This is a genomic window from Gordonia tangerina, assembly GCF_021556435.1.
Taxonomy (GTDB): Bacteria; Actinomycetota; Actinomycetes; order Mycobacteriales; family Mycobacteriaceae; genus Gordonia; species Gordonia tangerina.
Window position 1 is genome coordinate 39173 of the sequence record NZ_JAKGCU010000013.1, and the last position, 19332, is coordinate 58504.

The 19332-nt window shown below is 67.5% G+C and carries 22 protein-coding genes; 11 read left to right on the plus strand and 11 right to left on the minus strand.

Features of this window, described 5'->3' with window-relative positions:
• The first annotated feature begins 43 nt into the window (after positions 1-43).
• The 7 genes from L1892_RS14530 (at position 44) to L1892_RS14560 (ending at position 5763) form a co-directional block, all read left to right on the plus strand.
• Positions 44-700 carry a glycosyltransferase family 2 protein gene (locus L1892_RS14530; RefSeq protein WP_235724319.1) on the plus strand — a complete coding sequence of 219 codons (657 nt, stop codon included), beginning with the start codon at positions 44-46 and terminating at the stop codon, positions 698-700.
• Positions 697-1371 (plus strand): TIGR04282 family arsenosugar biosynthesis glycosyltransferase, encoded by a 675-nt coding sequence (locus L1892_RS14535; RefSeq protein WP_235724320.1) that lies wholly within the window; start codon positions 697-699, stop codon positions 1369-1371. The genes L1892_RS14530 and L1892_RS14535 overlap by 4 nt, the downstream gene beginning before the upstream one ends.
• Positions 1368-2024 carry a methyltransferase domain-containing protein gene (locus tag L1892_RS14540; protein ID WP_235724321.1) on the plus strand — a complete coding sequence of 219 codons (657 nt, stop codon included), beginning with the start codon at positions 1368-1370 and terminating at the stop codon, positions 2022-2024. Before L1892_RS14535 ends, L1892_RS14540 begins: the two co-directional genes overlap by 4 nt.
• Entirely contained in the window at positions 2021-3142 is a 1122-nt protein-coding gene (locus L1892_RS14545; RefSeq protein WP_235724322.1) for a molybdopterin-dependent oxidoreductase, read from the plus strand. Before L1892_RS14540 ends, L1892_RS14545 begins: the two co-directional genes overlap by 4 nt.
• A gap of 28 nt (positions 3143-3170) precedes the next feature.
• Positions 3171-3620, plus strand: coding sequence for a hypothetical protein (locus tag L1892_RS14550; RefSeq protein WP_235724323.1), 450 nt, complete (start codon positions 3171-3173; stop codon positions 3618-3620).
• A 167-nt stretch (positions 3621-3787) separates the two neighbouring features.
• Complete coding sequence (locus tag L1892_RS14555; RefSeq protein ID WP_235724324.1) at positions 3788-4888, plus strand: threonine aldolase family protein; 1101 nt, start codon at positions 3788-3790, stop codon at positions 4886-4888.
• Positions 4885-5763 carry a siderophore-interacting protein gene (locus L1892_RS14560; protein WP_235724325.1) on the plus strand — a complete coding sequence of 293 codons (879 nt, stop codon included), beginning with the start codon at positions 4885-4887 and terminating at the stop codon, positions 5761-5763. The genes L1892_RS14555 and L1892_RS14560 overlap by 4 nt, the downstream gene beginning before the upstream one ends.
• Before the next feature lie 20 nt (positions 5764-5783).
• On the opposite strand, the gene L1892_RS14565 is transcribed toward L1892_RS14560, so the two are convergent.
• From L1892_RS14565 to L1892_RS14580, 4 genes are all read right to left on the minus strand, one after another.
• Positions 5784-7238: an esterase/lipase family protein gene (locus L1892_RS14565; RefSeq protein WP_235724326.1), complete on the minus strand. Its 1455-nt coding sequence runs from the start codon at positions 7236-7238 to the stop codon at positions 5784-5786.
• Positions 7239-7285: 47 nt separating this feature from the next.
• Positions 7286-7714 (minus strand): PPOX class F420-dependent oxidoreductase, encoded by a 429-nt coding sequence (locus tag L1892_RS14570; protein WP_235724327.1) that lies wholly within the window; start codon positions 7712-7714, stop codon positions 7286-7288.
• A complete protein-coding gene (locus tag L1892_RS14575) occupies positions 7714-8421 on the minus strand; it encodes a type 1 glutamine amidotransferase domain-containing protein (RefSeq protein ID WP_235724328.1) in 708 nt (235 codons plus the stop codon). The genes L1892_RS14570 and L1892_RS14575 overlap by 1 nt, the downstream gene beginning before the upstream one ends.
• A gap of 67 nt (positions 8422-8488) precedes the next feature.
• The gene (locus tag L1892_RS14580; RefSeq protein ID WP_235724403.1) at positions 8489-9304 is read right to left on the minus strand and encodes a sulfurtransferase; all 816 of its coding nucleotides are present in this window, start codon (positions 9302-9304) and stop codon (positions 8489-8491) included.
• Positions 9305-9479: 175 nt separating this feature from the next.
• On the opposite strand from L1892_RS14580, the gene L1892_RS14585 reads away from it, so the two are divergent.
• Together L1892_RS14585 and L1892_RS14590 are read left to right on the plus strand one after the other, a co-directional pair.
• On the plus strand, positions 9480-10568 hold the full coding sequence (locus tag L1892_RS14585; protein WP_235724329.1) for an NAD(P)H-binding protein: 1089 nt from the start codon (positions 9480-9482) through the stop codon (positions 10566-10568).
• Positions 10565-11308 carry a CPBP family intramembrane glutamic endopeptidase gene (locus L1892_RS14590; RefSeq protein ID WP_235724330.1) on the plus strand — a complete coding sequence of 248 codons (744 nt, stop codon included), beginning with the start codon at positions 10565-10567 and terminating at the stop codon, positions 11306-11308. The genes L1892_RS14585 and L1892_RS14590 overlap by 4 nt, the downstream gene beginning before the upstream one ends.
• Positions 11309-11311: 3 nt before the next feature.
• Here L1892_RS14590 and L1892_RS14595 read toward each other — a convergent pair whose 3' ends face one another.
• Entirely contained in the window at positions 11312-12124 is an 813-nt protein-coding gene (locus L1892_RS14595; RefSeq protein WP_235724331.1) for an MBL fold metallo-hydrolase, read from the minus strand.
• A gap of 34 nt (positions 12125-12158) precedes the next feature.
• Between L1892_RS14595 and L1892_RS14600 the strand changes: the two genes are divergently transcribed.
• The gene (locus L1892_RS14600; protein ID WP_235724404.1) at positions 12159-14141 is read left to right on the plus strand and encodes a phage holin family protein; all 1983 of its coding nucleotides are present in this window, start codon (positions 12159-12161) and stop codon (positions 14139-14141) included.
• A 153-nt stretch (positions 14142-14294) separates the two neighbouring features.
• Here the strand turns inward: L1892_RS14600 and L1892_RS14605 are convergent, their stop codons facing one another.
• The 6 genes from L1892_RS14605 to L1892_RS14630 all read right to left on the minus strand — a co-directional run bounded on the left by L1892_RS14605 (position 14295) and on the right by L1892_RS14630 (position 17714).
• Positions 14295-14951: a dihydrofolate reductase family protein gene (locus L1892_RS14605; RefSeq protein ID WP_235724332.1), complete on the minus strand. Its 657-nt coding sequence runs from the start codon at positions 14949-14951 to the stop codon at positions 14295-14297.
• Between the two features lie 9 nt (positions 14952-14960).
• Positions 14961-15485 carry an SRPBCC family protein gene (locus L1892_RS14610; protein ID WP_235724333.1) on the minus strand — a complete coding sequence of 175 codons (525 nt, stop codon included), beginning with the start codon at positions 15483-15485 and terminating at the stop codon, positions 14961-14963.
• Positions 15463-15831, minus strand: coding sequence for an ArsR/SmtB family transcription factor (locus L1892_RS14615; protein WP_235724334.1), 369 nt, complete (start codon positions 15829-15831; stop codon positions 15463-15465). The genes L1892_RS14610 and L1892_RS14615 overlap by 23 nt, the downstream gene beginning before the upstream one ends.
• 75 nt (positions 15832-15906) lie before the next feature.
• Positions 15907-16302: a nuclear transport factor 2 family protein gene (locus L1892_RS14620; RefSeq protein WP_235724335.1), complete on the minus strand. Its 396-nt coding sequence runs from the start codon at positions 16300-16302 to the stop codon at positions 15907-15909.
• A 42-nt stretch (positions 16303-16344) separates the two neighbouring features.
• Complete coding sequence (locus L1892_RS14625) at positions 16345-17244, minus strand: SDR family oxidoreductase (RefSeq protein WP_235724336.1); 900 nt, start codon at positions 17242-17244, stop codon at positions 16345-16347.
• Positions 17241-17714: a MarR family winged helix-turn-helix transcriptional regulator gene (locus L1892_RS14630; protein ID WP_235724337.1), complete on the minus strand. Its 474-nt coding sequence runs from the start codon at positions 17712-17714 to the stop codon at positions 17241-17243. The genes L1892_RS14625 and L1892_RS14630 overlap by 4 nt, the downstream gene beginning before the upstream one ends.
• A 120-nt stretch (positions 17715-17834) precedes the next feature.
• Here L1892_RS14630 and L1892_RS14635 point away from each other — a divergent pair, with 120 nt between their 5' ends.
• Positions 17835-19331, plus strand: a complete 1497-nt coding sequence (locus tag L1892_RS14635) for an MFS transporter (protein WP_235724338.1) — start codon at positions 17835-17837, stop codon at positions 19329-19331.
• Position 19332 lies beyond the last annotated feature (1 nt).

A 19332-nucleotide genomic window follows, 5' to 3' on the forward strand; every position in this document is an offset into this window, starting at 1 on the left:
GAAACCCTGTCGCTTCACCGGTCCCGCTCCTACCGTGGACAGGGTGAATGCCAGCGAGATCGCGGTGATCATCCCCTGCCGGAACGAGGCAGGGTCCATCTCGGATGTGCTGGCCCGGGTTCCCGAGGGCGTGCAGAGCATCGTGGTCGACAACGGTTCCGACGATGACACCGCCGCGGCGGCGCGCGCAGCCGGGGCGACGGTGGTGTACGAGCCCGAGCCCGGCTACGGGTCCGCAGTGGGTGCCGGTGTTGCGGCCGCCCGCCGGCAGGTGGTGTGCACCATCGACGGCGACGGCTCGATGGACCCACAGGAGCTGTTGATGCTGGTAGCGGAACTCGATCGCGGCGCTGACCTCGCCGTCGGGCGCCGCCGCCCCGACCATCCCCGGACCTGGCCCCTGCATGCACGCGCGGGTTCCGCGGTCGTCGCCGCCTACCTGCGCCGCCGCTACCGTCTGCCCATCCACGACATCGGACCGATGCGCGCCATCCGCCGCGACACGCTCAACGGACTGAACGTCGGTGATCGACAGAGCGGATACCCCGTGGAACTGCTGCTCCGGGCCGGGCAGCACGGCTTGCGCGTCGTCGAACGCGATGTGCGCTACACCGTGCGCACCGCCGGCGAGTCCAAGGTGTCCGGGTCCATCCGAGGGTCGGCACGAGCCGCGCGGGACTTCCTGGTGGTGTTGCGATGAGCAGCGCGGCAGTACTCATCGTCGCCAAGGCCCCGGTGCCCGGCCTCGCCAAGACCCGCCTGGCCGGCGAGTTCGGTGATGTCGGCGCAGCAACCCTGGCCGCCGCCGCCCTGCTCGACACCGTGCGCACCGCTCGTGGAGTGGCCGGGGCCTCGGTGATTGTGGCGCTCACCGGCCGGCTCGCCGACGCGGTGCGCAGCGTCGACCTCATCGAGGCGCTGAGCGGTTGCACGCTCATCACCCAGCGTGGCGACGGGTTCGCGCAGCGACTGGTCAATGCCCATCTCGATGCCGCGGACACCGGTGCACAGCGGGTCATCCAGATCGGGATGGATACGCCACAGGTGCGGGCCGACCAGCTGCGCAGCGCACTGCGGCGACTCGAGCCGCGCGCCCGACGCTGTGTTCTGGGTATCGCCGACGACGGTGGGTGGTGGGCGTTCGGCACCGCACTGGGCCGGGGGGCCCGGGCACTGTCGACCGTCACGATGTCGCGTCCGGACACCGGCATCGCAACCCAGGCCGCGTTACGCCACGCGGGATTGACCGTCGCCCTGCTCGACCCGATGACAGATGTGGATCTGCCCACCGACATCGCCGAAGTGGCCCGGGAATGTCCGGACACCAGTGAGTTCGCCCGTACTGCCGAACTTCTCGGAGCAGTGCGATGACCACTTCGGCGGGAGCGCCGAATCCGTTCGACGCGATGTTCGCGTCACGGCACACCGTGCTGCGCCGCACCGACGGTTCGGCGCAGCAGTGGCCGGTGCACCGCTGGTGCGACACGGACTCCGCGGCTGACGATCTCGACCGGCAGTTCGACACGTTGGTTGCCGACCGGTGTCACGGCGCGACGATCGACCTAGGCTGCGGGCCGGGACGTTTGGTCGACGAGTTGGTCACCCGACGTCTCATCGCGCTCGGCGTCGACAGTTCCACCGTCGCGGTGGCCATGGCGCGTGCCCGCGGGGTGACAGTGCTGCACCGCGACATCCACGGCCCGCTGCCCGGCGAGGGACGATGGACCACCGCCCTGCTGATCGACGGCAACATCGGCATCGGTGGTGCACCTGATCGCGTGCTCTCCCGCGCCGCTGCGCTCGTCCGGCCCGGTGGGACGGTGCTCGTCGAAATCGACCCGGCGGTCGAACACATCGAGTACGAGGAAGTGCGGGTGGAAGGCGACAGTTACGCCAGCACCTGGTTCCCGTGGGCACGGATCGGCTTACTGGGCGCCGAGAGTCTTTGTCACGGATGCGGTTTGACTATCCTGGGCACCTGGGAGCATGCCGGGCGCCAGGTGGTGGAGATGATCCGGCCGTGACCACCACCGACGACGACGCGGGCATCCGTAGCCCGCGGGTCACCGCACGGATCGGTGTGGCGCTGGGCATCAGCTTCGGTATCTGCTTTGCCACCGGCCTGTTGAGCCACGGCATCCAGCATCCACCGTCGTGGTTCGAGTGGATCGCCCGGCCCATCTGGCTTTACCGCGTCACCCAAGGGGTGCATGTGATCTCGGGGTGTGTCGCGATCCCGCTGCTGCTGGCCAAGCTCGCCGTGGTGTACCCGAAGCTGTTCGACCGGCCACTGATCGGGTCACCGGCACGCGCCCTAGAACGTGCGTCGATCGCGGTTCTGGTGGCAGCCGGCATCTTCCAATTGCTCACCGGGTTGCTCAACATCGCTCAGTGGTATCCGTGGGCGTTCTTCTTCCCGACGGCACATTACGCGATGGCCTATGTGGCGATCGGTGCGCTGGCCATCCACATCGCGGTGAAGCTGCCGGTGATCCGGGCCGCGCTCGACGGCCCAGTCGATTCTCGGCCGGTGGCACAGCGTCGCGGACCGTCCGGGCTCACGCGGCGCGGCTTCCTCAACCTGACCTGGGTGGCCGGTGGTCTGGGCGCGCTGGCGTTCGCGGGCCAGACCATCCCCCTGCTGCGGCCGGTGGCCTTCCTCGCCCCGCGCAGCGGCGACGGCCCGCAGGGGCTGCCGATCAATCGCACCGCCGAGGCCGCCGGGGTCATCACGGCGGCCACCGACACCGACTACCGATTGAGCATCGCCAGCGGCGGCGCCGATCGGGAGTTGTCCTCGGCCGATCTGCGCGCACTTCCCCAGCACACCGTTGACCTGCCGATTGCGTGTGTGGAGGGATGGAGCGTCGGCGCGACGTGGACGGGAGTGCGGTTGGTTGACCTCGCCGAACTGGTCGGCGCCACCGGCGCACGTGGTATCCGGGTGATCTCACTGGAGCGTGGACTGTATGCGGTCAGCACCCTGCCCACGGCTCAGTCGCAGGACCCGTTGACGCTGCTGGCGTTGCAGCTCAACGGCGAGACACTCGACATCGATCACGGCTACCCCGCCCGCCTCATCGCCCCGAACCTGCCGGGTGTGATGCAGACCAAGTGGGTGTCGCGGATCGAGGTCCTGTGATGGGCGTGGTGCAGTGATCGAGCGGTCCGTGCGAATCATCTTGGTGTCCTGCGGGATCGCCGCGTGCGGCTACGGCGGATGGCTGCTGTGGGAGCTGACGCCGGCCGATCGCCTGTCTGTCGTCGTCTGGCTGGCGGTCGGCTTGTTCGCCCACGACGCGGTCCTGGCACCGATCGCGCTCGGTGTCTCGTGGCTACTGCGGGATCGTCTTCCGGTGTGGTGGAGCCGCACACTCCTCATCGCGTTGGGTCTGACAAATGTACTCATCCTGTTGGCGCTGCCGGTGATCGCACCCCGTCCCGCCGACGATCAGATCGCCAACAGCACCATCCTGGACCGCAACTTCGGGCTGGGCCTGACCATCGTCCTCCTCGCGGTGTGGGTGACGGTGGTCGGCGCGGCGGTCTGGTTGCGCCGCGGGGGCGAGAGTCTGCGCCCCGTTCCCGACCCCGCGCTGTTCACGCCCCCTGCTCCCTGAGGAGCCAACGAGCGCCACCACCTGCCCCTGAGGGCGAGCGAGGAACGAGCGGCCCTCATCACCTGCCCCCTGAGGGCGAGCGAGCGTCACGAAGGGCCCTACGCACGGGGCTTCCGCAAGCTCCAGCCCCGTTCAGCGACCCAGTGCGGATCGATACACTGGGCGCGATGGGTACAGCGAGTGTGACCAGTCACGGAACTGACCCGGCGATGATGTTTGCCAGCGACAACGCCGCCGGTACCAGCGCCGGGATCGTCGATGCGGTGGTGGCGGTATCGGCGCAGGCACATCTGGCCTATGGCAATGACACGGTGACCGCATCGGCGGGCCAACGGGTCGCCGAGCTTTTCGGCACCGACGTCGACCTGCATTGCGTGTCCACCGGTTCGGCCGCCAATTCCCTTGCGTTGGCGGCGCTGACGCGTCCGTGGGGATCGATTCTGTGCCATCGCAGCGCACACATCGAGGTCGACGAATGCGGCGGGCCCGAATTCTTCAGCGGCGGAGCGAAACTCGTTCTCCTCGATGGCGATGACGGTAAGATCGACCCCGACGAGATGCGGCGGGCGGTGCGCCATCGCGTCGGCGACGTGCACAGCGCGCAACCACAGGTGCTCAGCCTGACGCAGGCCACCGAGACCGGCTCGGTGTACTCGCTCGACGAGATCCGCACTCTCACCGCGATCGCCCGTGACGCCGGTCTGCGGATACACATGGACGGTGCACGCTTCGCCAATGCGATCGTCCACCTCGGCGTGTCACCGGCCGAGATGACGTGGCGCAGCGGTGTCGACGTCCTTTCGTTCGGCATCACGAAGAACGGCGGGATGACCACCGACGCCATCGTCTCGTTCGACCCCACCCTGCATGATGAACTCCGATTCCGGGTCAAACGTGGCGGCCAGTTGGCCTCCAAGATGCGTTTCGAGTCGGCTCAGGTGCTGGCCTACCTGGCCGACGACCTGTGGTTGCGGAACGCGGGACACGCCAACGAGATGGCCCAGCGACTGATATCCGGACTGCGCACCACCGCCGGTGTCACGGTCCAGGGTGCCGCGCAGGCGAACCTGGTGTTCTGCGCGCTCCCCGAGCGGGTCATCGACGGCCTCACCGCACAGGGGTACGTCTTCCATCACGGCATCCCCGCACCCGGCGTTGCCCGCTTGGTGACCTCGCATGCCACCACCGCCGACGCAGTCGATGGACTTCTCGCCACCATCGAAGACCTCACGACGACCACCGCAACCGACAACCCGCAGCACTCATGACGCACTCCACGGCGCGTGTCACCGCGACCACCGACCTGACCCTGCGGCTGCGGCGGGTGCAATTCCACGTGCCCGACCTGGCCCGCCTCGCCCTGCCCGGTGACCCTGACGAGGCGGTGGGCATCTACTTCCCGCTTCCCGGCGAAACTGCCACACCGGAAATGGAGTGCCGCAACGGCGTGTGGGGCTATCACGATCCGGAATCGGCCCCCGAGGCACGCAACTATTCGGTGCGCGCCATAGATCACGCCACCGGGACGATGACGGTGGACTTCGTCGTCCACTCCCACGGGCCGGCCACCGCATGGGCGCAACGCGCCGAGCTAGGCCACCAGGTGGTGATGGCACATGCCCGCGGCTGGTACCGACCTCCGCCCACCCAGTGGCGACTGCTGGCCGCCGACCTCGCCGGACTCCCCGCGTTGGCGCGGATTCTGCAGGAAGACAACGGAACCACATCAACCATCGCGGTCGTCGAGGTACCGGCTGCCATCGAGCTCGACTACCTGGACGACGTCGCTCACGACGCGGATATCGTGCTGGTTCCCGGTAGCGGCAACGGGATCGGACCAAGTGTGCTGGCGGAGACGATGCGGCACCTGACACTTCCGGCCGGACCCGGTTACTGCTGGTTCGCCGGTGAGGCCGCAGAGTCCCGCGCGGTGCGCAAGTGGCTACGTAACGAGCACCATTGGCGACGCGAAAGCTACGACACCATCGGGTACTGGCGATCAGACGGCGAGGAGTGGTCCCGTCGGTATGCGGCGTACGGCGACGAGTTGTTCGACGTCTATCAAGGTGCGATCGCTGCCGGCAAGGGCGAGAAGGCCGCGGCCGAGGAGTTCGACGAGGCGCTTGAGCGGCGCGGTCTGTAGCCGGTAATCGTTGGCGGAGCTCAGTCGAGCAACTCGGAGACGATGCGCAACGACTCGTCGGTAAGCAGATACGAGAGATGATGTGTGCCAGACGAACTCGGGACCCGATGGATGTCGGTGGCCGCAACCTCCGCCCCGTCGATCAGCGACATGCTGCCGACATCGACGACCAGATCGTTGGCGGCGTCACCCATCAGTGGATCCACCACCTCGTCGGCGATCCGCGCCAGCGCCGCACCAAGATTCTGCGAAATGTCGGCGACCTCGCTCGGTTCGAAGTCGGTGACGACCGTCGAGTACGTCACCCCGCCGTCCGGAGCCGAACCCGCGTTGAGCCGGTCCAGAAAGGCCGACCCCGGCGTCATGGCGGCCAGCCCGGGCACCTGCTCGGCATCGAGAGCCTGGTCGATGATGCCCTTCACCACCGCAAAGATCAGCGTCAGCACCCGTTGCGCCGCAGCACCTCCGGCGGCACCGGCGAATCGACGGATCACGTCGGCGAGCAGCGTGGTGTAGAGGTCGAGCAACGTCGACCAGTTGCTGCGGTCGGCCAGCAACGTTCCGGCATTCGGCCCGCCCAGCATGGTCACGTCACGGACGACGACGCCGACGGGCATGCCGACCAGTTCGATGGCGCTGCGCGCGACGAGCGCGCCGCGGCTGTAGGTGAGGATGTCGAGATCGATCCGATCGGCCTGCAGTTGGTCGAGCAGGGCGACGAGTTGCCGGGCATTCTGCTCGGGATCTTCGCTCAGGGTGCGGTGGGTGAAGCCGAGCACGGTCGTGCCCTCGGCGCCGATCAGGTCGTCGAGCACCGCACGCCAGCCCGCGTCCCGCCAGCCGAAGCCGGTGCGGGTGGTGCTGAACGTGCCGTGGACCAACAGCACCACGCGACTGGTCCCGGCACCGAAGCTGACGTCCGCGGGCTGGATCGGCGTCCAGGTGGTGGGATCGGAATCGGCGATCTCGACCAGCGATGGCCGCGCTATTCGCGACTCCAACGCAGCCACGATGTCACCGGCGAGCGGTCGACGAAGGCGAATCCCGAACAGCCGCAATGTGTTCTCCGCGACACCGGCCGCGGCGAGGCGGATACTCAGCTCGGGCTCGCCGCGCCGCGGTTCGTCGAACACCGTCGGCCGCACTGCACTGACGTTGTGGTCGTCCGGCGGTGTGCCGCGGTGCGTGGCCCACGAGTAGCATCCGCCGCGTTCACACAGCAGCACGTCACCGTCGCCGACCGACCGCACGCGAAGCAGTGGGGCGACCGGACGCCCCCACGTCGACGCCTCGACGGTGCGGAACAGCGGCCGCTCGATTGTGATGGCCACCCTGTGCACCAGCGCGAGATCGTCAGCGGCGGACAGCGCCTGCACGAGCGGGTCGTCGTCGCCGATGTCGCGCACGGCGACCTCGTCCGGTGACAGATCATCGGGGACCTCGATGACGAGGTCACCGTGACGAATGGTGGCCACCGCGACTCCTTCCGGCTCGCGCTATCAGCACATCGACCGCTCTGGGATCAGGACTGAACCGACTGCGACTGGTCGTTGTCTTTCATCTCGCCCCAGCCGAACCACCGCTGCACCTCCATCACCGCGGTGGTACGTGGACGGTCGCGCTGCGGGTATGGACTGCCGGTGTAATGCCGCGACAGCCGGTCGATGTCGGCGAGACCCTCGTCTGCGCGGAACTCGATCACCCGACCGATCAGAGTGACGTGGGTGTACCAGTTCTCGGCCAACACCGTGAGCGTCACCCGCGGATCGCGGCGCAAGTGACCGAGCCGCGCCCGTCCGTCATCCATATTGAGGATCACGTGGTCGCCGTCCATGAGGTACCACGTGGCCGCCGAGACCGGTGATCCATCCTTGCGCAACGTGGCCATCACGCTGGGATTCGGTTGAGCCAGCATCTCGGTGACCGCCGGCGGCAGTGGGCCGGTGGACATCAGCGGCCCTGTTCCAGTCGCTCGACCATGGCTCGGGCCAACGGAGCCGACGATGCCGGGTTCTGGCCGGTGTAGAGCGCGCCGTCGGTCTCCACGTGTGGGGCCCACGGGTCACCGGCGATCACCTTCAGTCCGGCTTCGGTGAGTCGATCCTGCAACAACCATGGCGCCTGGTCGGCAAGGCCGGCCTGCTCCTCCTCGGCGTTGGTGAAGGCGGTGACCGTACGACCGGCAAATGCGCTCTGGCCGTTGGCATCACTGGCCGACAGCAACGCTGCGGGACCGTGGCAGACGATGCCGAGCAGAACATCACCGCCGATCGCCGCGGTCAGCACGGCGGCCGCGTCGGCATCGGTGGCGAGATCCTCCATCGGACCGTGCCCGCCCGGGAAGAACACCGCGTCGTAGTCGGAGACCTTCACGTCGGCCAACGCGATCGGCTTCTGGAACTCGGGCGCGTTGTCGATGACCTCCCGATAGTGCGCGGCCGCCTCTTCGGAACCGGCGCTCCGCGCACTGAGACTGCCTTCGTCCACGGGTGGCCGGACCCCGCCCGGCGTGGCCACGGTCACCTGATAGCCCGCGTCGACGAAGGCCTCGAGTGGGACCACCGCTTCCTCGGCCCAGAACCCGGTGGGGTGCCGCGTTCCGTCCTTCAGGGTCCAGTGGTCGGATCCGGTCATCACGAACAGCACCGTCTGTGCCATGTCGGCCTCCTTCGGTCTCGTCTGTGGCGCTCCGATGTTCCCCACGGTACTCACGATCGGCGGGGCGTCACCCGGTCTCGGCCGGACGGGACGGATTCGCCGACCATTGCGACCACGACCCGGGGTACAACGCGGCGGACCGCCCGGCGATCTGCAACGCCGCGACGGCATGGGCGGCGTTGACCCCGGAGCCGCAATAGGTGATCACCTCGTCGTCGTCGCCGATTCCCAAGGCCACGAACCGCTCCCGGAGTTCCTCGGCGGGTAGGAACCGACCATCGGGGCCGAGGTTGGCAGCCGTGGGTGCGCTGATGGCGCCCGGGATATGACCTGCGCGCGGATCGACCGGCTCCACCTCGCCTCGGTATCGCTCGGCGGCGCGCGCGTCCACGAGGATCGCCGATGTCGTTGCCACGTCATCGATCTCCGCCACCGGCAGGTGTCCCGCGTCGAGTGTCACCGACCCGGCGCGAGGCGTCGTGTCGCCGGCAGAGACGCGAAGTCCGGCGGCACGCCACGCACCGAGGCCACCGTCGAGCATCCGGACGTCGTGGCGCCCACCCCACCGCAGCAACCACCATGCCCGCGCCGACGCCAGATTTCCGATGTCGTCGTAGACCACCACCGGCGACGAGTCGTCGATCCCCCAACGCCGGGCCGCGGCCTGCAGGTCGGCGATATCGGGCAGCGGATGGCGCCCGTCCTCCGGCGACGGGGGTGCGGCGAGTTCGCGGTCGAGATCGACGTACACCGCACCCGGGATGTGTCCGTCGCGGTAGTGCTCGTGACCGTGACTGTCACCGAGCTGCCACCGCACGTCGAGGATCACCGGCGGCCGGTCGGAGAGCATCGCTTCGGTGAGTTCGTCCACACTGATGAGCATGTCGTCGATCTTGTCACTGCCGACGACGACGCCGCGTCGCGCGACCGGCGTTACCTCGCCGTGATCGCCGTCGCGATCGTGTTGCACCTTCGCGCGCACGCGCGACGCGCCGGGGTTGAACCTCGTAGCGTCGGGGTATGAACAACTGGCAGCGACCATGCCCAGGGGGACTTCGATGAGACTGTTCGTCACCGGCGCGACCGGATATGTCGGGTCGCGGCTGGTCTGCTCGCTGCTCGCGGCCGGACACGAGGTGGTGGTCAGCAGCCGGCGGACCGCATCCTTGCGGCAGTTCAGCTGGTACGACGCCGTGACCGCCGTCGAGATGAATGCCGACGACCAATGGTCGGCGCACGCTGCGCTGCAGGACGCCGGCCAGATCGACGCCCTCTACTACCTGGTGCACGGCATCGGTCAGGACGACTTCGACGATGCCGATGTGCGCGCGGCGAACAACGTGGCGTTGGCCGCCCGCGACGCGTCGGTTCGCCGCATCATCTACCTCGGCGGGTTTGTTCCCGACGTCGACCGCAACCGCCTGTCGCCGCATCTGCGCAGTCGCGCCGACGCCGCCGATGCGCTCAACATCCCGGGCGGCGCCGATCTGGTGTGGTTGCGGGCCGCGGTGATCCTGGGTGCCGGGTCCACCTCGTTCGAGATCATCCGTTACGTCGCCGACCGGCTCGCGGTGATCCCGGAACCGGGGTGGACCCGCAACCCGATGGACCCGATCTCCATACGCGATGTGCTGCACTATCTGACCGCTGTTGCACGGCCCGAGGTCCCGGCCGGCGCCTACGACATCGCCGGCCCCGATGAGGGCGTCCGCTACGGCGAAGTCCTCACCGAGTATCTGCGGGCCATCGGGCAACCTCGGCTGCGCCTCCCCTTCCCCGACGTGAGTACGCGGCTGGTCGGCAAGGTCGCCGGACGCATCGTGCCGGTACCGACGTCGCTGACCGAAGACCTGGTGACCTCGCTGGATCAGCCGATGGCCGCGTCCGAACACACGATCCGCGAGATCGTGCCGGCGCTGCCCGGCGGCCTGACCCCTATGCGCAAGGCCATCGCCGCGGCCGTGCGCAGTCCCGCACCCCGGCCGGTTTGCGAATTGTCGAATCTGCATCATCTGGCCGAGACCGACCCCATGTGGGCGGGCGGAGATGTGATGCGGGTGCGCCGCATGATCGGTTCCACGGTGTCCACGACGGTGTCGTCGACGGGACGAGTAGCGCAAAGCATGGTATCCCTGCTGACAGGATGACTGCCGACCTCACGACCTTCGCCCAGCGACTAACCGAGCCCGCTCCCGGCACCACGCGCGACGACCCCGATGCGTTGCGGCGCCGGCGGATCGTCGTCGCCGTCTTCGTGGTGATCGGGGCGATCATCCTGGGTTTCTCGCTGTCCGCCGAACCGGGGGCTGCATCCTTTGTCCCGATGACGATCGCGTTGGCGGCCGCCTGGCTGATCGGTGGGTTTCTGTCGGGGCCGATCCGGCTGGGACGGTTCGGGTGGCGACCGCCGGAGTCCGAGACCTCGCCGAAGGCGTCGACCGGGTCGGCGTCTGCGGTCGGTGCGGCCGCGCTCGGCATCGCGGTGGGTCTCGCCGTGGGTGCCGCCTTCGTCCTGGGCGCGCTCATCACCCGCGAAATCGAGGTGCTGGCCTCCCTGGTGCGCAACGTGCTCGCGTTCCGCGACGAGGGCAGCGTGGTGCTGATCACTGCGATCACCCTCGGCAACGGTCTGGCCGAGGAGATCTTCTTCCGCGGAGCGGTGTATTCGGCGGTGCAGAAGCATCAACCGTTGATCTGGTCGACGCTGCTCTACGCTCTCGTCACGCTGGCCAGCGGCAACGTGATGCTCGGGTTCGCCGCCATCGTGCTGGGCTCGGTGTGCGCGGTGTTGCGTCGCGCGACCGACGGAGTCCTCGCGGCGATCTGTACCCACGTGATCTGGGGCGCGATCATCCTGTTCTGTCTGCCGCCGATCTTCGGTACGTGAGTGTCACGAGGACTCGCCCAGCTCGATCCCTTCACCCGGTTGCAGCTCGATGGCGGCCACCGCGTTGTCCGCTAAGAGTGATACGAAGTCCGCGCCCGGCCGAAAGAAGCGGTCCGGCCGCACACGTTCGAGTCCGATCGGCCACAGAGTCCCGAAGTGCACCGGAATGGCCAGTCCGGCATGGACGATCTCGGCTGCTTCGGCCGCCCGCGTCGGGTTCATGTGCCCGGGCCCCAGGTTCGGCCCCCAACCGCCAACCGGCAGCAGCGCGAGGTCACAGCGGGGAACCCAGTCGCCGATATCCGGATAGAGGTCGGTGTCGCCGGCGAAGTAGGTCGTCCGCTGCCCGCTGATCACATAGCCGAGCGCGACGGTATCGGCCGGCCCGCGACGCCATCGCCTGCCGTCGTGATCGGCGGGCACGGCCCGTATCCCCAACCCACCGATCGTGATCTCGTCGCCCGCCACGACCTCGATGAGCCGACCCCCGACGGCTCGCAAGGCAGGGAGTACGTCGGGCGCGTGGCGCGGCACCACGATCGGCACGTCCTGACCGAGCAGCCGCAGGGACGGCAGGTGCGTGTGGTCGGCGTGCAGATGCGACAACAGCACCACATCGGGAGCACGAACGTCGGGGTCGCTCGGAATGGGGCCGCGTCGCCGCCGCAGATGGGCAACCCGTCCGGTGAGGATGGGGTCGGTCAGCACGGTGGTCTGCCGATCGACGAGCAGAGTGCTCGCATGACCCAGCCAGCGCAGTTCGGAGTCCGGGCGGGTATCGCGGCGGGTCGCAGGGTCGTCGCCGGGATGGGTCATGCCATTACCATCGCAGGGCAATCGAAAGGACGCCATGCGCAGCACCGCCCGAGTCGTCGGCATCGTCGTCGAACTCATCGTCTTGTGGCTGATCTCGGCACTCGCCCTGTTGGTTCTCGACGCCGTCTTCGGTGGGGTCACCCTCGACACGGTCGTGGTGGACGGCCGGGCGACCACGCTGCCGGCGGCGTTGGCGTTGGCGCTGGTGTTCGGTCTGCTCAACGCGATCCTGTGGCCGCTGGTGGTGCGCGCGATGGCATGGATCGGACCGGTGATGCTGTTCGTCGCGGTCTTTTTGGCCGGCGGGCTGTTGCTGATGCTGTCGATGATCCTCGTGCCGGTCGCCAGCGTGGACCGCACATTCGACCTGTTCGTGATGGCCGCGCTGCTCTCGGTGTTCAGTTCCGTGGTCGGTGGTGTGATCGCATCCCGCTCGGACACCTCCTACCGGATCATGCAGGTGCGTCGGCAACGTTTCCGCCGGCGCCCGTCGGTACCGGCCACCACCACTCCGGGTCTGCTGTGCCTACAGATCGACGGCCTCGGTCATGGCGTGCTGCGGCGCGCCATCGCCGATGGGGTCACCCCCACGATGGCGAAGCTGGTCCGCGACACCCACCGGCTGGTGCCCTGGCACACCGACTGGAGCAGCCAGACCGGTGCGTCCCAACTGGGCATCCTGCACGGCTGCAACCACAACGTCCCCGCGTTTCGCTGGTACGACAAGACCACCGGCACCGTTGCGGTGTTCAGCAACCCCCGCGACAACGAACAACGCGAGGCCGAACGCGCCGACCGACCGGGGCTGCTGGCGTTCGACGGCGCCAGCCGCGGCAACCTGTTCACCGGCGGCGCCGACGACAACGTGCTGGTGGTCAGCCGGATGCGGGGCGCCCGACTCGGCGGCGACGCCGGCTACGCGTCGTACTTCTTCGACCCGTCGAGCGCACTGCGCACAGTGGTGCGGATGATCGCCGAGATCCAGCGCGAACTGCGCCAGGGGTTTCATCAACGGCGGCGCGACATCCGGCCACGGGTCCGACGCGGCGGCGTCTACCCGTTCGTGCGGGCCTTCACCACCGTGGTGGCCAACGACATCACGGTGGCCGCGGTGGTCCGCGATCTCATCGACGGTCGCAGCATCATCTACGCGGACCTGATCGGCTACGACGAGGTGTCGCATCACTCGGGTATTTCGCGGCCGGAAACCCTTGCGGTGCTGACGAAGATCGACGAGACCATCCGACTGCTGTTGGCCACCGTGGAACAGGCCGACCGCGACTACCGGGTTGTGCTGCTGTCCGATCACGGGCAGAGTCAGGGCGCCACCTTCAGTCGGCGCTACGGCGAGAGTCTGGCACAGCTGGTCGACCGGCTGTGCGGCGATCCCGAACGGCCGGAGTCCGAAGACCTCTCGGCGCAGGCCGATGCCGAGGGGCGGCTCTATGCCTCGGCCAGTATGGGTTCTGCGGGTGAGAAAACCGACGTGTCCCCGCCGTCTGATCGACCGGTTGTGCTGGGCTCCGGGAACCTGGGCCTGATCAGCTTCCCGCGCATCGACGGCCGCGCCGATACCGAGTCGATCGAGGACGCCTATCCAGGTTTACTCGCGGGACTATGCGGCCACCCCGGGATCGGTTTCCTGCTGGTTGCTGTGCCCGGCGGCGGGTCGGTGGTGCTCGGCGCCGACGGTTCGGTCGACGTGGCCACCGGGGCGGTCACCGGCACCGACCCGCTGCGCGGGTTCGGCCCGGATGCACTCGAGAAGATCCGGCGCACAGATACATTCGACAATGTCGCAGACATCATGGTCGGTGGCGCCTATTGGCCCGAGACCGACGAGGTCGCTGCCTTCGAGGAACAGGTAGGCTCGCACGGCGGGATGGGCGGCCCGCAGAGCACACCGTTCCTGCTGTTCCCGAAAGACCTCCCGCACCCACCCGACCCCCTGCACGGCGCCGAAGCCGTCCACGCGGTGCTGACCGGTTGGCGCGACGCCCCTTCGCCGGCCGAGTAGCCACCAACCCTATCGCTGGTCGAGTAGTCACCAACCCGCGTCGCTCCCCACTTTGCCAACAACCATATCGCTGGTCGAGTAGCCACGAGCCGCTAGGCGAGTGACGTATCGAGACCAGACCCGCCGCACCCGCCCCCGAACCTCAACACGAGCTCACACCTGCCGCCGCGAAAACGTCAGATGGACAACCCCACTCGGCGACGACACCGGTTCGATGTGGAACCCCTCATCGAGACCCTCGAGACCGTCCCAGAGCCGCTCACCGCGACCCAGCAGAATGGGCACGACGACGATGTGCATCTCGTCGATCAGGTCCGCCGCCAGGAACTCGCGGATCGTGGTGGTGCCACCACCGATTCGGACATCTTTGCCCTCTGCAAGTTCTCTGGCCCGCTGCAATGCCTCGGCGGGCGCGGCGTCGACGAAGTGAAAGCTTGTGCCGCCGTTCATCTGCAGCGTCGGACGCGGGTGGTGGGTGAGCACGATGACCGGGCTGTGAAACGGCGGGTCGTCGCCCCACCACCCGCGCCATTGTTCGTCGGCCCAGGGACCGCGCTGCGGCCCGAATTTGTTGCGCCCCATGATCTCGACGCCGATGTCGGTAGCCCACCGGCTCGCGAACGCCTCGTCGACGCCAGTATCGCCCGGGCCCTCACCGTGGAAGCCCATCTGGGTGAATGTCCGCGTGGGAAACGCCCACTGCATGAGACGATGTCCGGCGTGGCCGAACGGCGCGTCGAGTTGTTGGCCTTCGCCAACGCCGAAACCGTCGAGTGAGACCGAGAAGTTGTGTACCCGAACCAGAGACATGCGCTTGTCCTACTCGCGCCCGGTGGCAGCGTTCGGGGCGGCACCGTCTTGGACGAGTTCGTCGACGTAGGACGCCAGATTGCCCAGCGTCTGCTCGCCGCCTTCGATCGCGTGATAGCGCTGCACCGCCTCGTCGCGGAGTTCGCGGGTGGGAAACACCGTGCGCATCACGATCCGGGTCTGATCACCGATCGGTTCGAAGGTGAGGACCGAGGTGAAGGCGTCGGGATCATCGCGAAAGGCTCCGTGCAGCAGTTCGATTCGCTCGGAGGGAATGATCTCTTGCCAGGTGATCCACTCCTGGTAGTCGGTCCCGTCCGGCCCGTGCATGACGAAATCCCAGATTCCTCCGGACCGGAACTCGAACGATCGGGTGGTGGAGGAGAATCCGTCCGGCCCCCACCATCGGGACAGATGACGAACCTGCGTGAACGCCTCGAATACCAATTCCCTTGGTGCGCTGATCATCCGCGACACCACAACCTCACGGTCGACGGTCACCTCGGCGGCGTCAGCCTCGTTGTTCGCTGTCATCGAAACCTCCCTCTCTTCGCGCCTGCTTCAGGTCGTGGACGTACTCGTCGAGCCGATCGAAGCTCTCGTTCCAGAACCGTTCGAAACCGCCCAACCACTCGCGAACCGGTTGCAGCCCTCGGGCGTCGAGGTCATACAGGCGCTGTTTTCCCGCGCCGCGAACCTGTACCAGCCCGACCTCCCGCAGCACGCGCAAATGCTTGGACGCCTGCGGCTGACTCATGCCGAGATCCTGCGCGACGTCGCTCACCGGCCGCTCGCCGCCGCGCAATAGGATCAGGATCTCGCGACGCTGCGGCTCGGCAATCGCATTGAATGCGTCGGAGGTCGTCGCCGCTCGCGCCATGAAGCCATCATATTCCTATATCGGAAAATGTAAAGGTCTACAGCAGCGACGCCGGTCGAATGTCGTAGAGAATGATCAGGAACTACGCGAGGCCATCTCGACGATCGATTCGAACCGCTCGCCCATCTGTTTGGCCAACGCTTCCGCGGCACGCAACGGACGAACCATCACCATGAAATCGACGATCTTGCCGTCGTCGTCGAATCGGAGGAAGTCGCAACCGGTGATGGCCAGTCCGTCGACCTTGGCCTCGAAGACGAGAGCATGATCACGGCCACCCGACTCGCCGATCTCGCGCACATAGTGGAAGTCTTCGAAGACCTGGACGACGGTGCGTAGGATCGCGCTCGTGATCGCTTTGCCCTCATAGGGTTTGAATGCGACCGGACTTCGGAACACCACGTCGTCGGCGAGCATCTGCTCCACCGTATCCATGTCGCGTACGTCTATCGCCTGCCGGAATGCGGACATGCCCGTCCTCTCGCCTGTGATGCCGACCGGTGGACCGCACCCTCAATACTGTGCGACACGACCGTCCCGAGGGGCACGGTACATCGTCCACAACATGCGCGGAAGAGCATGCATCGGAAGCTGCCGCGGCCAGCCGTCGGGCCGCAGCAAGGCATCGGTTCCGCCGTCGACGGTCAGCACGCTGCCGACGAGGAAATCCGCGCTCGGCGAGAGCATCATCGTGATCCAGTCGGCGAGTTGGTGCGGGGTGCCGTATTGCCGGATCGGGACCGGGAAGGACCGCACCTGAGCACCGGTGCTGCTGTCGAGCTGAGCACGGAGCAGCGGGGTCAATACCGGTCCGGGCGCGATCACGTTCAACCTGATTCCCGCACCGGCCCACTCATCGGCGACCGCGCGCTGCCTACACCACCTCGCCACCGCCAGTTTCGATGCGGCATAGGCCACCGGCGCCGCCACACCACGACGACGTCGAATCAGCCGAACGGCACGCTCGTCGTCACCGTCGAGCAGCAGACGTATGGCACGTCGTGGCACAAAGGGGGTCGTGGCGGCCGAGTTCGAGCCCAACACCACCACTTTTGCGTCGGTGGCGGCCGCGAGCGCTGGACGGAGGCCCTCGAGCAGTTCGATGACACCGAGCAGGTTCACCGCCACGATGCTGTCCTCACGCCCTTTCGCGGGCCCGAGACCGGCGGCCATAACCGCACCATCGAGCCGGCCGCCGGCCGAGGCGAGCACCGCTTCGACCGCACCGCGCCGCCCGGCGGGGGTGGACAGATCCGCGCACACGTCGACGTCACGCAAATCCAGACCGATCACCCGGTGCCCGGCAACGCACAGCCGATCCGCGACGGCAAGGCCGATCCCGGAGGCGGCTCCGGTCACCAGGTAGGTGCCGGAGGAAGCCACCTCAGGCCCGGTCGGATCGGTGTCGGTCACCGCTGGGCAGTTTCGTGCTGGCGGACGTAGGTGCGCTCGTAGGCGTCATTGAATGCGCGCAACTCGTGCAGCAGCGCTTCGGGTGTCCCGGGATCGAGGTCGGCGAACACCCGCCGGAGCCGATCGGCACGCAACTGTCCGTCGTGCTCGAACGCCGCCTCGCCGGCTGCGGTGGGCCGGATCAGCCGACTCGCCTGACCGGCCACCTCGAAACGTTCCAGGTGGCCGTGCTTGATGGCCGCGTTGACCTGCCGATTGACCGTTGACCGATCCAGGTCGAGTTCGTCGGCGAGATCACGCAGCGTGCGCGGGGCGCCGTCGGAGAGCGTCCACAGAATCGCGAACGCCGAGGCTTCCAACATGGCCCCGGGAACGATATGGGTCTTACGTCGACTCATCCGCAGCAGCTCTTCGGCCAACCCTTGGTAGAGCGGCGTCTGCCACACCGACTCGTCCCCGATTTCCGGCATATCCGACATCCCCTCCCGGTCACGACACCTGGCAATCTACCCACGAGTTGGTATGTGCATCGTACATATGTACGCTACACATCAGTTTCGGGGAGTCTTGCGAATGAGGAAAGGGAGCCCATGAGCACTTCGCCATCCGGCGAGCAGTCGGCCGTCCCGGTGGACGCCGAGTTGACCGACGACAAGCACACCGGCGCCGCGATCGCGGTGGTTGCCGTCCTGTGTTTCGGCGGTCTCGTCGCATCCTTGATGCAGACGCTGGTGATCCCGATCCAGCCGGAACTGCCCCGACTGCTGGACACGTCGATCTCCAATGCGTCCTGGGTCATCACCGCCACGCTGTTGGCCGCGGCGGTGGCCATGCCCATCGCAGGGCGCCTGGGCGACATGTTCGGCAAACAGCGAATCATGCTCGGCAGCGCGATGCTGCTGGTGGTGGGGTCGCTGATCTGTGCGCTCGGCGGGTCATTGATCCCGATGATCGTGGGCCGAGCCGTGCAGGGCCTGGCCATGGGCTTCATCCCGGTCGGCATCAGTCTGATGCGGGAGGTCACACCGCCCAAGCTGACGTCGATGGCGGTTGCCGCGATGAGCGCCACGCTCGGTGTCGGCGGCGCGATCGGCCTGCCGTTGTCTGCCTGGGTGGCCCAGGAATTCGACTGGCGCGCACTGTTCTGGGTGTCGGCCGCGCTGGCCCTGGTGGTCACCGTGCTGGTCGCGGTACTCGTCCCGCACATCGACGACAGCAACGGCGGACACTTCGATATCGGCGGCGCCGTCGGTCTTGCGCTGGGCCTGTCCGGCATCCTGATCGCCGTATCGAAGGGCAACGATTGGGGCTGGGGATCGGCCAGCACGTTGGGCTTGCTGTTCGGCGGTCTCGTGCTGCTGCTGATCTGGGCCGCCTACGAATTGCGCCATACCGATCCGCTGGTGGACCTACGCACCACCGCCCGCCCGGCCGTGCTGCTCACCAACATCGCCGCCATCGCCATCGGCTTCGGCATGATGGCCCAGGCCGTGGTGATGCCGCAGCTGCTGGAGATCCCGGTGGCGATGGGCGGCCTCGGCCAGACGCTGCTCGCCGCCGGCCTGTGGATGGCTCCCGGTGGCCTGATGATGCTGGTGTTCGCGCCGGTCTCGGGCACGCTGATCAACACGATCGGCGCGAAGTTCACGATGGCCATCGGTGCCACCGTGCTCGGACTGGGTTACCTCGGCGCCTTCCTACTGATGAACGCGCCCTGGCAGCTCGCGCTGGCCTCGGTCATCTGCTCGGCGGGTGTCGGCATCGGCTACGCCGCCATGCCCACGTTGATCATGAACTCGGTGCCGATCCGCGAGGCCGGGGCAGCCGTGGGCCTCAACGGGTTGATGCGCTCGATCGGCACCACCAGTGCCTCCGCGGTGATGGCACTGGTGCTGACCAGCTCGACCGTCACCTACGGTTCCTTCGATGTGCCCAGCCACTCGGCGTTCCGGTGGTGCTTCCTGATCGGCGCGATCGCCGCATTCGTCGGCGTCGCCATCACGATGTTCATCCCGGTCCTACGCAAGAAGGCCGACCACCAGACCGCCCCCGCGGCGAGCGAGACGGTGACCGCGGCGCGTACCTGAG

Excerpts from the sequence above, each read along its gene's own strand:
- L1892_RS14605 (WP_235724332.1), bottom strand. The coding sequence starts at position 14,951 with ATGTCTCTGGTTCGGGTACACAACTTCTCGGTCTCACTCGACGGTTTC.
- L1892_RS14560 (WP_235724325.1), top strand. The coding sequence starts at position 4,885 with ATGACGCACTCCACGGCGCGTGTCACCGCGACCACCGACCTGACCCTG.
- L1892_RS14580 (WP_235724403.1), bottom strand. The coding sequence starts at position 9,304 with ATGCTCATCAGTGTGGACGAACTCACCGAAGCGATGCTCTCCGACCGG.
- L1892_RS14630 (WP_235724337.1), bottom strand. The coding sequence starts at position 17,714 with ATGCCGGAAATCGGGGACGAGTCGGTGTGGCAGACGCCGCTCTACCAA.
- L1892_RS14595 (WP_235724331.1), bottom strand. The coding sequence starts at position 12,124 with ATGACCCATCCCGGCGACGACCCTGCGACCCGCCGCGATACCCGCCCG.
- L1892_RS14620 (WP_235724335.1), bottom strand. The coding sequence starts at position 16,302 with ATGTCCGCATTCCGGCAGGCGATAGACGTACGCGACATGGATACGGTG.
- L1892_RS14575 (WP_235724328.1), bottom strand. The coding sequence starts at position 8,421 with ATGGCACAGACGGTGCTGTTCGTGATGACCGGATCCGACCACTGGACC.
- L1892_RS14555 (WP_235724324.1), top strand. The coding sequence starts at position 3,788 with ATGGGTACAGCGAGTGTGACCAGTCACGGAACTGACCCGGCGATGATG.
- L1892_RS14635 (WP_235724338.1), top strand. The coding sequence starts at position 17,835 with ATGAGCACTTCGCCATCCGGCGAGCAGTCGGCCGTCCCGGTGGACGCC.
- L1892_RS14590 (WP_235724330.1), top strand. The coding sequence starts at position 10,565 with ATGACTGCCGACCTCACGACCTTCGCCCAGCGACTAACCGAGCCCGCT.
- L1892_RS14535 (WP_235724320.1), top strand. The coding sequence starts at position 697 with ATGAGCAGCGCGGCAGTACTCATCGTCGCCAAGGCCCCGGTGCCCGGC.
- L1892_RS14540 (WP_235724321.1), top strand. The coding sequence starts at position 1,368 with ATGACCACTTCGGCGGGAGCGCCGAATCCGTTCGACGCGATGTTCGCG.
- L1892_RS14600 (WP_235724404.1), top strand. The coding sequence starts at position 12,159 with ATGCGCAGCACCGCCCGAGTCGTCGGCATCGTCGTCGAACTCATCGTC.
- L1892_RS14570 (WP_235724327.1), bottom strand. The coding sequence starts at position 7,714 with ATGTCCACCGGCCCACTGCCGCCGGCGGTCACCGAGATGCTGGCTCAA.
- L1892_RS14610 (WP_235724333.1), bottom strand. The coding sequence starts at position 15,485 with ATGACAGCGAACAACGAGGCTGACGCCGCCGAGGTGACCGTCGACCGT.
- L1892_RS14585 (WP_235724329.1), top strand. The coding sequence starts at position 9,480 with ATGAGACTGTTCGTCACCGGCGCGACCGGATATGTCGGGTCGCGGCTG.
- L1892_RS14615 (WP_235724334.1), bottom strand. The coding sequence starts at position 15,831 with ATGGCGCGAGCGGCGACGACCTCCGACGCATTCAATGCGATTGCCGAG.